General features: G+C 30.9%; 16 protein-coding genes. 4 read left to right on the top strand and 12 right to left on the bottom strand.

Annotated elements, in window-relative coordinates; genetic code table 11:
- Positions 1-369 precede the first annotated feature (369 nt).
- On the top strand, positions 370-1,725 hold the full coding sequence (locus tag V5784_RS10180) for an AAA family ATPase (RefSeq protein ID WP_336888904.1): 1,356 nt from the start codon (positions 370-372) through the stop codon (positions 1,723-1,725).
- Positions 1,726-1,740: 15 nt separating this feature from the next.
- On the opposite strand, the gene V5784_RS10175 is transcribed toward V5784_RS10180, so the two are convergent.
- From V5784_RS10175 to V5784_RS10165, 3 genes are all read right to left on the bottom strand, one after another.
- On the bottom strand, positions 1,741-2,283 hold the full coding sequence (locus V5784_RS10175; protein WP_336888903.1) for a hypothetical protein: 543 nt from the start codon (positions 2,281-2,283) through the stop codon (positions 1,741-1,743).
- Positions 2,264-2,716 carry a type II 3-dehydroquinate dehydratase gene (gene aroQ, locus V5784_RS10170; protein WP_336888902.1) on the bottom strand — a complete coding sequence of 151 codons (453 nt, stop codon included), beginning with the start codon at positions 2,714-2,716 and terminating at the stop codon, positions 2,264-2,266. The genes V5784_RS10175 and aroQ overlap by 20 nt, the downstream gene beginning before the upstream one ends.
- A 64-nt stretch (positions 2,717-2,780) precedes the next feature.
- Entirely contained in the window at positions 2,781-5,024 is a 2,244-nt protein-coding gene (locus tag V5784_RS10165) for an adenosylcobalamin-dependent ribonucleoside-diphosphate reductase (protein WP_336888905.1), read from the bottom strand.
- Positions 5,025-5,300: 276 nt separating this feature from the next.
- Between V5784_RS10165 and V5784_RS10160 the strand changes: the two genes are divergently transcribed.
- Positions 5,301-5,576, top strand: a complete 276-nt coding sequence (locus V5784_RS10160) for an HU family DNA-binding protein (protein ID WP_028857317.1) — start codon at positions 5,301-5,303, stop codon at positions 5,574-5,576.
- Between the two features lie 81 nt (positions 5,577-5,657).
- On the opposite strand, the gene V5784_RS10155 is transcribed toward V5784_RS10160, so the two are convergent.
- From V5784_RS10155 to V5784_RS10115, 9 genes are all read right to left on the bottom strand, one after another.
- Positions 5,658-6,389 (bottom strand): tyrosine-type recombinase/integrase, encoded by a 732-nt coding sequence (locus tag V5784_RS10155; protein WP_336888901.1) that lies wholly within the window; start codon positions 6,387-6,389, stop codon positions 5,658-5,660.
- Between the two features lie 544 nt (positions 6,390-6,933).
- Positions 6,934-7,557, bottom strand: a complete 624-nt coding sequence (pyrE, locus tag V5784_RS10150; RefSeq protein ID WP_336888900.1) for an orotate phosphoribosyltransferase — start codon at positions 7,555-7,557, stop codon at positions 6,934-6,936.
- Entirely contained in the window at positions 7,550-8,803 is a 1,254-nt protein-coding gene (locus V5784_RS10145; protein WP_336888899.1) for an amidohydrolase family protein, read from the bottom strand. The genes pyrE and V5784_RS10145 overlap by 8 nt, the downstream gene beginning before the upstream one ends.
- A gap of 36 nt (positions 8,804-8,839) precedes the next feature.
- On the bottom strand, positions 8,840-9,559 hold the full coding sequence (pyrF, locus tag V5784_RS10140; RefSeq protein ID WP_336888898.1) for an orotidine-5'-phosphate decarboxylase: 720 nt from the start codon (positions 9,557-9,559) through the stop codon (positions 8,840-8,842).
- Positions 9,543-10,511, bottom strand: coding sequence for a dihydroorotate dehydrogenase (locus V5784_RS10135; RefSeq protein WP_336888897.1), 969 nt, complete (start codon positions 10,509-10,511; stop codon positions 9,543-9,545). The genes pyrF and V5784_RS10135 overlap by 17 nt, the downstream gene beginning before the upstream one ends.
- Positions 10,511-11,308, bottom strand: a complete 798-nt coding sequence (locus V5784_RS10130; RefSeq protein WP_336888896.1) for a dihydroorotate dehydrogenase electron transfer subunit — start codon at positions 11,306-11,308, stop codon at positions 10,511-10,513. Before V5784_RS10130 ends, V5784_RS10135 begins: the two co-directional genes overlap by 1 nt.
- A 60-nt stretch (positions 11,309-11,368) precedes the next feature.
- The gene (locus V5784_RS10125) at positions 11,369-11,512 is read right to left on the bottom strand and encodes a hypothetical protein (protein ID WP_336888895.1); all 144 of its coding nucleotides are present in this window, start codon (positions 11,510-11,512) and stop codon (positions 11,369-11,371) included.
- A gap of 75 nt (positions 11,513-11,587) precedes the next feature.
- Positions 11,588-11,839: an Rdx family protein gene (locus V5784_RS10120; RefSeq protein ID WP_336888894.1), complete on the bottom strand. Its 252-nt coding sequence runs from the start codon at positions 11,837-11,839 to the stop codon at positions 11,588-11,590.
- 21 nt (positions 11,840-11,860) lie between these two features.
- Complete coding sequence (locus V5784_RS10115) at positions 11,861-12,241, bottom strand: desulfoferrodoxin (RefSeq protein ID WP_336888893.1); 381 nt, start codon at positions 12,239-12,241, stop codon at positions 11,861-11,863.
- A gap of 163 nt (positions 12,242-12,404) precedes the next feature.
- Between V5784_RS10115 and V5784_RS10110 the strand changes: the two genes are divergently transcribed.
- Both V5784_RS10110 and V5784_RS10105 read left to right on the top strand, forming a co-directional pair.
- Complete coding sequence (locus V5784_RS10110; RefSeq protein WP_336888892.1) at positions 12,405-12,890, top strand: YchJ family protein; 486 nt, start codon at positions 12,405-12,407, stop codon at positions 12,888-12,890.
- A 291-nt stretch (positions 12,891-13,181) separates the two neighbouring features.
- On the top strand, positions 13,182-13,328 hold the full coding sequence (locus V5784_RS10105) for a hypothetical protein (RefSeq protein ID WP_336888891.1): 147 nt from the start codon (positions 13,182-13,184) through the stop codon (positions 13,326-13,328).
- The last annotated feature ends 145 nt before the right edge of the window (positions 13,329-13,473 follow it).

Genomic DNA, 13,473 nt, shown 5'->3' with positions numbered 1-13,473 from the left:
ATCTAAAACATTTTCAATATTATATTTATCCATAATTTCAGCAATTAATGGATCTACCTCTCTTCTTCTTTTCTTAACCATAAAAACCTCCTCAGTTTAATAGATTATACTCTATCAACTAAGAAGGTTAAAATTAATTTATACTAAATTTGGGATACGCCCTTTATAATGCTATAAACATAATGTTTAATCTATAATTAAAAGAGTGCGATTCAAGTAGAAAATATGGGTCTGCCTCCTAATAGTATTTTAGTTTCTTTTATATACTCAAGGAATCTTTTTAAACCTTTTGAAATTTAGTATTTCTAGCATTTCTATGAAACATTAGGTATACTAGTAATAAGTTTAAATAATGATAGGAGGATAAAGATGCATATTAAAAGCTTAACAATTAAAAATTGGAAATCTATAGATGAAACTCATATAGAGTTTGAAAACTTTTTATTATTTATAGGGCAGAGTAATCATGGTAAATCAAATATTTTATCTGCTATACTCCTATTCTTTGACAAGATTACATTTAAAAATAAACATAGTTATCATTTGAATATTCCTACAGAGCTTATTATTACCTTTGATAGCTTGAGGTTACAGGAGCTAAATGTTTTTAAAAACATTAAAAATACGGAAGATGAAATTGTCATAAAAAAAATTATGTCAGCAGAGAAGAAAGAATATTTTTATAAAAAAAACAATAAATTTCACCCTTTATCAGAACATTTAGAATATTATATAAGAGAAAATATAGAGATCATATTTATCCCCTCATTTTCGGCTTCCTCCACTAAGGTTATCCTAGATATATATGAAAAAATAATATTGGTTTTGAGTAATAATAATAAACTTGTTTATGTAGAAAAATTAATAGATAAGTTAGATTTAGAGATACAGTATCTAGAAGAAAAATATGCCAGTAGAGGACTTCAGAGAGAAGTCATGTTCAGGATAATGAGGAGAATAGCCAGCGTGACTAAGAGTACCCGATATAATTTATTGGGAAATGCAATTATTATGTATGAAGAACCAGAATTGTATCTTCATCCACAAGCTGAAAGAGAGTTACATTCTGTTATGACAAATATTGCCAGATATGGTGGACAAATATATGTAACTACTCATTCTAGTTCATTTATAGAATTAAATAATTATAAATCTATATGTTTAGTCAGAAGAAATGAGGATGGAACCCACGTTGTTCAGTATAAGGGAGACCTATTTAAAGGAGATGAGATAAAAAATTTCAATATGAATTATTGGATGAATCCTGACAGGGGGGAACTTTTTTTTGCCAAGAAAGTGATCTTAGTGGAGGGACAGACAGATAAAATTATTATACCGTTTTTAGCAAAAAAATTAGGAGTGTATAAATATGAATACTCCATTGTTGAATGTGGCAGTAAGAGTAGTATTCCGCAATTTATAAGGTTATTGAATCAATATAAAATACCGTATGTAGCTGTATATGACAAAGATGAGCATCTGTGGAGAGATGATGAGAGTAAGATAAAAAGCAGGCGTGATAATAAACATCTGAAACAATTGATCCATCAAAATATAGGAGAAATTGTGGAGTTCACAAATGATATAGAGGAGGAACTCGAAGGAAAGGATAGGATTAAAAAAAATTATAAACATAAACCATTTATTGCTATAAAAAAAATTTCTCGTGAGCATTATATAGTTCCCGATGGATTAAAAAATAAAATTTTAAAGATATACAAATAGGAGGGGAAATCCCTCCTATTTATAATACCAATCTATATCATTACCCCATTTAGGTCTGCTAGGAGCTGTTTTTTGATCTCTAGCCTGACGATCTTGAAGGTTTGCCCTGAATTCACCATTTTTAGGTGCGTAGATCCATCCCCCATTGGAGGAATAAAAATTATTGTCCAGACCTAAATTCTCTAATTTATTACAAATTTTAATGTTGTTGTTTATACCTATCTTGATAGATACACTATCTACTTCCTTTATATATGCAGGAGTTGCTGGGAATTTAAAATTCTTTAAAAGATTAAATCCACTATTACTGTTATCGACCAAAATAGAGAAGAATTTTTTCTCTTCATCATAGCCCTTTATCTCTTCTGCAGTAGGATATTTCTCGTAAGTGTTATAGAACTCATCTATAGATCTCCTAACAAGAATAATATTTTTATTTGTACGGGGTAAGGATGAGAGACTATAGCTATTTTTTATTTTGAAAAATGTAAAAAACGAAAGAATCCCAATAAATAAAACTAGAATGATAATATCTGGCTTAATTACAAATTTTTTCATCAATAACTCCCGTCTCCTTTAAATAATCCAATGCCATAAGGTATCCATAAGAACCAAATCCAGATATTTGACCTACGCAAGCAGAAGCTGTAACAGATCGATGTCTGAATTCTTCTCTAGAATGGATATTGCTTAGGTGGACTTCTATCGTTGGAATTGACACCGATTTAATTGCATCTAGGATAGCAATACTATAGTGAGTATATGCTGCTGGATTTATTATAAGGCCATCATATTTAGCATATGCACTTTGAATTTTGTTGACTATTTCTCCTTCAATATTATTTTGAAAACATTCTACCTGTATATTTAATTTTTTAGATTTTTCTTCTATCATCTCTACTAATTTAGGATATGATAGGTCTCCATATATGTTTTTCTCTCTAATTCCTAACATATTTATATTGGGTCCATTTATAACTAAAATTTTCATAAAAACCTCCTCTTGTTTTCTATATAATACTATAAAAACAAGAGGTTTTCAACTTAATCAAAATTTAATCGCATTTTGAATATCCACAAGCTCTACAAGAATAGCATCCCCCAGAGATCTCTAATTTTTCTCCACAATCAGGACAAATTGCACTATGAGTACATATTTCGTCGATATCCTCATTAAGTTTTTCTTCCTTCTGCTTTATGAGAACCTGGGCTACTTCATAATCTTTTAAGCCCATCTCAGATTCAAATTCCTTTAATATATTCAAAATTGCAAGTGGGCAGGTGTCGCCTTTGGATAATTTTTTTCCTACAGCATTTCCTCTAGCAAAAGCAGGACAACCGTTGATACCTTCTATAGCTTTTTCTAGCATAAATAAGTTGCCTCCTAGTCTCAACATCCCAGACATAAATATAACTACCGCTTGTATGTTTTTTTCACATCCTCCAGAACCGCTTCTTATTACATATAGATCTTGAATCTTATTTTCACTTGGAGAATACCCAATCATCACCTTTAATTTACCACAGCCAATACGTAAATTTTTAGGGTAATATATCGTATCTTCGGCTATACTTTTCAATTTTCCTCTGGGTAGTTCTAAAGTTTCTTCTTTCTCTTCATTTTCTAACGTCAAAATACCTTCACGGGCACATCCAGATCGATATACAGTAACTCCTTTTAGTCCTAATTCCCAAGCTTTTAGATAGATATTTTCAACCTCTTCTATGGTAGTTTTATTAATTAGATTAACAGTAGAAGAAATACTAGCATCTATTCTATTTTGCCAAGTAGCCTGCATCTCCAACCTTCCAATGGAATCTAAATTTTGGGCAGTTATAAAATAATCTGGTAGATCTTCAATACTCTCTAGATCATGTTCTTCCATATATTGTTTGGCAATTGGAGCAAAGACTTCATAAGATACATCTTCTCCATGTAAACTTTCTGTCTTTCTTGTATATGAAAAAGCAAAATTTGGTTCGATTCCAGTGCTTGTTTGTAACATAGTTCCTATAGATCCTGTAGGAGCAATAGTTAGTAACTGAGAATTTCTTAAACCATATTTTTTAATTAATTCTATAACTTCATCATCAGAGTTTTCAATTAAAAATGGCGATTTTAAAATTGTCTCTAAATCAAAATTAGGATAAGCACCATCTTCTTTTGCCAAAAGAGCACTCTCTTTGAGAGCTTCAATAATAATAGTTTTACCTAAAGTGTCGCAAAATTCTATAGATTCAGGAGAGCCATATTTGATGCCTAATTGGATAAGGAGGTCACCTATCCCTAGAATACCTAATCCTACCTGTCTCCATTCAGCCACTGATTTTCTCTGCTCCTTTAACGGGTGTAGAGGTAAGCCCTCATCTAAAACTTCATTAAGTGCTCTCATTCCTATCCTTACAGCTTTTTTTAATTTTTTTAAATCAAATTCATCTTTTTTTTCATTAAAAAAACTAGGAAGGATTAATGAACCCAATAAACAGCTACCTCCTGCAGGAAGAGGTTCCTCTGCACAGGGATTTGTTCCTGCAAATTCAAAATTTTCGTCTTCACTGAGAAGGTTCCAGTTAGATATTCTATCCCAAAACAACATACCTGGTTCAGCATAATTCCAGTTTTGATGTGCTAATTCTTTGAATAATTTTCTAGCTTTAACTTCCTTTTGCATAACTTCATCTGTATCTAAAACTTCAAATTTTAATGTAAATAATTCATCTTTCTTTACTTTCTCCATAAATTCATCAGTCATTCGGACAGAGATATTAGCTTTCTGAACTTTTGAAAGATCTCCCTTTACACCTATAAAATCTTGAATATCTGGGTGATCTATCGAAAGAGAAAGCATCAATGCACCTCTCCTACCATTTTGTCCTATGATCTCTGTAGTAAGGTTATATAGATCCATAAAAGATACCGATCCTGTAGTTTGCATAGCTGAATTATTAACCACAGTTCCTCTAGGTCTCAAATTAGATATATCGATACCACATCCACCACCATAGGAAAAAGTCCGAGCCAATTTTTTAGCTGTTTCAAATATTGATTCTAAGTTATCTTCAGGAGGAGTTAATACATAACAGTTTGAATAAGTTATCTTCCTTCCTAACTTATGCAACCCTCTATTGGCTAATATTCTACCTGCAAATATGAATTCCTTATTAACTATAGCTTCCTTTAAGAGAAGGTTCCCGTTAGAAATTCTTTCCAACCACTCCTTAAAAGTCTCATCACTATATTTATATTTTTTTCTCCAAATATCCTGTCCTAAAATGTTTTCTTCTCCTAGCCACTTCACCTCATTCAAAATAACTTCACCCCATCATATAGTTTTTTTTTGATATATTTCACTAAATATTGTGTTTTACATTATATAATATACCACCGATCTATAAAATTTCATAATATTTTTTTAAAAAAATATTAATATTAGGTTAGATTTTATTATTTTATTTATTGCTGATAAAATAATAAATAGATAAAAAAGTTGAAATCATCTATTAAATATGGTATAAATTGATAGAAGCATTGAAAGCCCTTGTTTTATAAGGGATAAAAAATGGGAGGTATTAAAATGACTAAAAAAGAATTCGTAGCATTATTTGCAGAGAGAGGAAATTTTGAATCTAAAGCAGAGGCTGAAAGAAAATTAGATACATTCATGACAACAGTTGAGGAAGTATTATTAAACGGCGATGAAGTTAACTTTATCGGGTGGGGAAAATTTGAAGTAGTTGCAAGAGCAGAAAGAAAAGGAAGAAACCCTAAAACTGGTGAAGAGATCACTATTCCTGCAAAAAAAGCTGTTAAATTTAAAGCTGGAAAAAAATTAAACGACAAGATGAACTAAAAAATTAAAAAGGAGATTCTATCTCTTTTTTTTTGTTCACTTTTATAAATTATCCTAAGTAATTTTTATTTTTATAATTTCTTAATTTCTTCCTAGTTTATTGTATAAAACTTCCTGTTGTTTAGATGTGAAATCAAAATATATCATAGTATTTTCTACATTTCTGTGACCTAAAATGTACTGAACTTCCTTTATATCAAGCCCACAATCAGCTAAATGAACTCCTGCTGTATGTTTTAGAGTATGAAAGTGTTGTTTTTCTTTTGGGATATCGGCTAAACCAAAATATTTTTTACATAATCTCGTAAGGTGCTGACGACTCAAAGGCGTAGATTTTCTGCTTAAAAAAATGTAATTTGAATTGTTTTCTTGACCGATATATTCACTCAATAATCTACTTGTACCTCTGGTTAAACGAATGGTATTATTTCTACTACCCTTCAATCTCCTACAAAATAATTCCTTACTATTTTGATGGAAATCTTCCTTTTTTAAGTTAGAAATTTCACTTGCTCTCAATCCACATTCGTAAGCAATGAGAAAAATTAACTTATCTCTTTTAAAAAATTTAAATTTTTGTTTCTTTTTATCCATAGAAAATAGTTTTTTAGCCTCTTCAAAAGTTAACATCAATCTATCAAATTCTGCATTCGTCAGATATTTAATTTCCCTGTTTACAGTTCTTTTTTTCTTCCCTTTTTTTAGCTGTTTTTCAAGTTCCTTTATCTTATCTTCTAATAAGATACTGATAACCACATCATATTTATTTTCTTCTAGTTTTTTTCTCAAAGCATCCAATTGATTTATATCCATAAATTTCTCCTATAAGTTTTATATTTTATTTTTTAACTTAAAATTCTCATCTACAATATAATACCCTAAAATCAATAATATTGCAATGAATGTTCCAAAATATTTATTTTGGAACATTCGAAATAAATCATTGAAAACAAAGGAATAAAAGCTGCACCTTATTTATTGAAATACGAATGTTCCATTATAAAAACAAAATTATAATTGTTTTTTATGAATTTCTTTATGTTTTTAACTAAGCCATAAAATTATTGAACTTTCAAATATTGATCATTCAATATTTAAATTAATCGGACTATATTTAAAAAAGGTCTAAAATTACCAAAGCTCTTATTTTGATTTTAAGAGCTTTGTCTGTATGAAAGCACAACTTTCGTTCCACAACACCCTTAAATCTAATATTTAATAAAAACCACTGATTTTATTGATGTTAAAGTCACCTTGTCGCTCTTATCCTACGGACCTTCTCTTCTTGACTAGGGAAAAATCTCCGCAAATAAAAAAAGACCCTATAATTTTAATTATAGGGTCAAATGTATAAAAATTATTTTTTCCAAGTATCTGGAGATTTATTCCACTGACTGGCTTCCTCTGCATCTTCAGAAGACAGGTAATTTTCTTCAACTGCTAATTCTATCAAATCAGGAAATCGAGAAAGAGTTTTCCATTTACAATTAGCTTCTTCAAATCTATCATATGCCTGTTTAAATTCATATGAGAATATTGCCATAACTTCTACCTCTTTAGCTCCTTCTCTCCTTGCTGCCTCAAGTGCGGATATACAACTTCCACCAGTAGAGATAAGGTCTTCAATTACTATTACCTTTTTACCCTCTACATCTGCTCCCTCTATTTGTTTTCCTGCTCCATGAGCTTTGGGTTTAGATCTGATATAAGCCATTGGCTTATTCATTTTTTCAGCGATAAATGCAGCCCATGGGATTCCTGCTGTAGCAGTTCCTGCTACGATATCAAAATCTTTATATTTTAATGCTTCTATAAAAGCATCTACTATATCTGTTCTTTCCTTTGGAAAACCAATAACTTTTCTATTGTCACAATATATAGGGGATTTTATTCCTGACACAAATGTAAATGGTTCTGCTACGTTTAATCTTACTGCTTCTACTTTTAATAATGCTCTAGCTACTCTTTTAGCTTTACTCATATTCAATCTCACTTCCTGTATTTTGGATTATTTGGTTTTTATTATATACTATTTTTCCATTTACTATTGTAGTCTCAATCTTACCGTAGCCTGTATACCCATCAAATGGAGTCCATCCACATTTTGACAGTGTAGTTTTATTCTCTAAGATAAACTTTTCCTTTAGATCAACTATGACAAGATCTCCATAGTACCCCTTTTTGATCTCTCCCCTGTCTTTTATACCAAATATTTTACTGGGATTTTTAGACATCAACTCTATCAGTTTAGATAAAGTGATTTTTCCTTCTGATACCGCATTTAGCATCAACGGTAATGAGTTTTCTACCCCTGGAATTCCAAACGTTACCTTCTCTAATTTTTCTGAGAGTAGATGAGGTGCATGATCAGTACCTATGGTATCAATAGTTCCATCATTTATAGCTTTCCATAAAGCTTCTACATCATCAGTTGTTTTCAACTCTGGTTTCATTCTAAGTAACATCTCATTCTTTCCTTTCACATCGTTTTCAATGAGAAAAAGATGATGGGGCGTTACTTCAGTATAGATTTTTTTAAGAGCCTTTTCTCTATTTTTTCTAATAATATCTAGTTCTTTTTTATTTGAAATATGACAAAGGTATAGAGTTTTTCCATATTTTTCATTATAGGTAATAGCCTTTTCTACCATTTCACCTTCAGCATGAACTGAGACTATCTTTGATTTTAAAAATATATTCTTCAAAACTTCATCTTTTTCTACTAACATCTTTCCTGTAGATATATTCATAAAGACTTTAGTAGAAGCCACCCCTTTACTAGGGATAATCTCGCTATTGTCTGTACTGGTTCCTCCAAAATAAAATCCATAATTTACAAGCGACTTAATTGAAGCCAGTTCTTTTTTATTTTGAAGAGCCTGGAGATTTATAGTTGTAGGCACTGTGTTTGGCATATCTATAAAAGTTGTTATCCCGCCTTTGGCACAGGCTCTAGATCCTGTATATAAATCCTCTTTATGAGTTAGACCGGGATCTCTCATATGTACATGAGGGTCTATAACTCCTGGAATAAGATATTTTTCCCCTTTTAAATCTATAATTTCTAATTTTTTTATATTCTCATCTGAGGATAAAAATATCTCCTTAATTATATTTAAACTATTGATATCAGGGTTTATCTCCGCTATCTTACCATCTTTTATATAGATATCTTTTATCTCATATTCATTGCCTACAGTGTTTATTCTGGCATTTTTTATTAACAAATTTAATTCCTCCTCATCTTCGATAGATAACAACTACTAATTATTCAATCCTTCCTGGATTTCATCTAGTATTAATTTAGCTGCATGAATTGGATTTTCTGATTTAGTTATAGGCCTTCCTACTACTAAGAAATCAGCTCCATTTTTAATAGCCATCCTAGGAGTCATAATTCTTTTTTGATCATTGGAAGCTGCCCATAATGGTCTCACTCCTGGACAAATTGTGTAGAAATTTTCTCCACAAAGTTCCTTTATTTTTTTGGCTTCTAACGGAGAACACACTACTCCATGTAATCCTGATTCCTTAGTTTCTATAGCCCAGTGATTAGCCAATTCACCGATATTTAAATTACTCTTAAAATGTGTAGCTACCTCTTCCTCTGTAAATGATGTCAGTATAGTCACTGCTATTGCTATTGAGTCAGAATTACTTTCTTTCAGCATATTTGCAGCGGACCTCATCATAGTAGGTCCTCCACCCGCATGGACATTAAACATAAAGACCTCTTGTTTATTTGCAAACATCGATGCCATAGTTGTTGTGTTTGGAATATCATGAAATTTTAGATCTAAAAATACTTTTTTATCTAAACTGTGAAGATAATCGACTGCTTTCCCATGAGTGTTTAAAAATAATTCTAATCCTACCTTATATGTAGATACGGCATCTCCAATCTCATTTACGATATCCTTTACCTCGTCTAATGTCTTATAATCTAGCGCTACTATCAATCTGTCCTTAATTTTTAATTCCATAGTTCCCTCCTAATCTATCTCTATAAGCTGCGCCTTCATCAGGATGGGCTGCTCCTACAATCTCACTAATATTATCTATATTATTTTCTATACAATATTTTTCTAATCCTTTTTTTATCTCTATTGGTAATATTGGGTTACCAAACATTCCTGTTCCTAAAGATATAGCACTAGCTCCTGCCATGATGAACTCTATTGCATCCTCTGTAGAAGATATTCCTCCCATTCCAAGAACTGGTATAGATACTGCTTGGGATACTTGGTATATCATTCTCAGTGCAACTGGTTTTATAGCGGGACCGGATAACCCACCCATTATATTTCCTAAAATTGGTTTTCTTTTTCTTATGTCTATTGCCATTCCTAATAGAGTATTGATAAGAGCTACACCATCTGCTCCCTCCTCCTCTACTATCTTTGCGATCTCTACTATATTCGTAACATTTGGTGATAACTTTACAATCATAGGTTTAGTTAAAACTTTTCTTACCTCTCGAGTTACTAATCTTGCCATCTCTGGATTAGCTCCAAATGCCATTCCGCCATCCTTAACATTTGGACAAGATATATTTAGTTCTACCATCTCTATCTCTTCTATTTTTTCAACTTCTTTAGCAATTTCTATATATTCTTCCAATATCTTCCCGTTTATATTTGCTACCAGAGGGATATTAAGTTCTCTTTTTATAGATGGTATTATCTTTTTGAATTCTTCAATACCTGGATTTTCTAATCCAACTGAATTTAACATTCCAGACGGTGTTTCGGCAATTCTAGTGCCAGGATTGCCATTTCTAGGTTCCATAGTAATTCCTTTTAACACAACAGCTCCTAATTCATTGGGATTAAAATAATCTTTATATTCCAATCCATACCCAAAGCACCCAGATGCTGTCATTATAGGATTATTTAATTTTTCCCCTAAAAAACTTATGTTTAATCTATTACTCATTATTTACATCCTCCATTTGGATCTACCACATCTACATCTACTATATCTGTACTTTCAAATACTGGACCATCATAACAAACTTTTTTCATTCCTTTTTTAGTCAATACAGAGCATCCTACACAGGCCTTTATCCCACAGGCCATCCTTTCTTCTAAAGATATTTGACATCTTATATTATTTTCCTGCGCTACCTTAGCTACTGCCGCCATCATGGGATGAGGACCACAAGTATAAATTATATCTATATTTTTGTCTTGATCTTTTAGTATTTCCTTTAAGATATCCACAGTATTCCCTTTTATCCCCACACTACCATCATCGGTAGCTACCTTTAGTTTGATATTTTTAAAATTAAAGTTTTCTATTATTTTTACAGCTCCAGCATTTCTTCCTCCACCTATAAAAGTGACCTTGTTATTATCTTTTAAATTTTTAATGAGGTATTTGATAGGAGCCATTCCCATTCCCCCTCCGATTACCACGATATTTTTCCCATAAATATCTATATCGTAGCCATTTCCTAAAGGTCCTTGAATATTTATAGTATCTCCTATGGATAGCCGAGTAAATTCTTTAGTTCCTTTTCCCAAAGCTTCATAGTAAAATTCCAAAATATTTCCATCTACACTGTATAAACTTATGGGTCTTCTTAAAATTTTTGAGTTATCTTTGCATTGGAGCATAAAAAACTGACCTGGTTTAGAATGCTCGGGTATTTTGTTTCCTTCTACCCTCATTAAATAATAATTATCTGCTATTTGTGTGTTTTCTACGACCTTGACATCTTCTAAAAACATATACTCCCCCTAGATTATCCTCATATTAATTTTAAAAAAAAAGGAATAAAAACTAAAATATTAGTTTTTATTCCCACTATTATAAATATAAAAATTAAAAATTGAATTGACTGCTCCAAATATAATATAGGGAACATCAGTTAAAAAAACAAGAAATTTATCTATAAAATTTATAAAATTATTGCTTGTCTTTAAAAATTTCATCTTAACCTCCCTTTTTTTTATCTTTTAAAGATATTATCACACTAATAAAAGACTGTCAAGGATTTTTCTTTGTTTTTATTTTTCATTTCTTATTTTCACATCTAAGATAAGTAATAATTCTTCTGTTATTGGAAATCTGTCTTCTGACCTCTTTGAAAATATAAGCAGGTCTTTAAATTTAATTTCAAAGGCTCCTACAGAAGAAGGAATGAGATTGAATGAACTTATGTCATTTTTATATAATCTCACAAATGTTTCCATAAGAGCAAATGCTCTTTTCTCATATCCGCACGATACACAAAATTCTATAGATAAAACTGGTTTCATGTTTTCTCCTCCTCATTATTTTTATTTATTTTTCCAGTGTCCATGTAGGTTACAATAAGCTCTAGCTTGGACTTTTTTTCCATAACACGCTTTAAAAGTAACTGTTGGAAGGTCTCCTGGCTTTAAAAATTGAGTAGATACACATCCATCTACTATTAATTCGATCCATTCGATATAATGATCTTCTGTCATCGGATGAAGAATCGATCCTACACGAACCTCATAACCATCGCTTAATTTAGTCACTTTAGGAAGATGTTTTTCTACAGCGGCATCCCTTGTATTTTCTACTTGTAAAACCATCTCTTTTCCACAGCAGCTTAGAGCCCCAGCTCCTTCATGCATAATCTCTACAATATTATCGCATACCTCACATTTATAAACGTCTAATTTTTTAGTCATTTTCCCCCCAAAAATTTATTTTGTCTTGTTTTAGTATACCCTATTTCAACCTTTTTCCTAGTATAATTTTTAATTTTTTTTAACACCTATATTTTGTCGCTTACCTTTAGGAATTTTCACCCCGTTATGGTATAATTATACATAATATTTAGGAGGAAAACAAATGAAAAATTGCCCTTGTGGAAAAGAATTAAGTTATGAAGAATGTTGTAAGCCATATATATTAGGTGAAAAAATACCAGTTACTGCTGAAGATACTATGAGATCTAGATATACTGCCTATGTTGTAGGAGAAGTGGATTACGTCTACAATACACACAATCCTAAAACAATTGGAACTCTTAGCAAAGAAGAGATCAAACACTGGTCTGAATCTACAGAATGGAATAAGTTAGAGATCATTGAAACTGTAGGTGGAGGAGAAGATAATTCTGAAGGTATTGTAGAGTTTAAAGGCTACTTTTTAGAAGAGGGAGAAACATTATTTCACCATGAAAGATCCCTGTTTAAGAAGATAGACGGAGCATGGATGTATGATTCAACACTATCTACACAAAAGACAATAAAAAAAGAAGTTAAAATTGGAAGAAATGATCCATGTACATGTGGATCAGGTAAGAAATATAAAAAATGTTGTGGAAAAAACTAAAAAAGAGAGAAATTTCTCTCTTTTTTTAATAAATTTATCTTTTCTTCATAATAAAAGGAAATAAATTCATTGGAGTTTTAGAGATAGATAGTCCAAAATTAGACCGTTTTTATAAAGAAGATAAAATCAATTTAGAAAAACTACTTATGATTTTAATAACTAACAGTAATATATATAATTTTATCTTAAATTTATAGTATAATATATTAGACATATTAAATGAAACTGAAGGTTCTATTTTAGATATAACTAGAAAAAAATTATCTGTAAGAAAGATACAAGGAGGAATATATGAAATATTATTATTTTGATGAAGAAGTAAAAAAAGGAACCTATATCTGCATATTATGTGGTTTAGAGTTAAATATGGAAGATGGAGAAATTTTAGATCTCTGCCCTGTATGTTCAGGATCTAAATACGAGAAAGTAGAGGATTAAAAAATTGGGTCTGTCTCATATTTTGTGTAAACCTCCAAATTAGTGTAAACTACAATTACATTAATTTGGAGGTTTTTTTATGAGAAAAAGAAGAAAAGATTTATCCCCTGATGAATTAGCACGAAAAGAGCTAATTAGAGAATAT

The sequence above is a fragment of the Psychrilyobacter sp. genome, assembly GCF_037132775.1.
Taxonomy (GTDB): Bacteria; Fusobacteriota; Fusobacteriia; order Fusobacteriales; family Fusobacteriaceae; genus Psychrilyobacter.
This window is presented reverse-complemented; position numbering and strand designations above follow the sequence as displayed.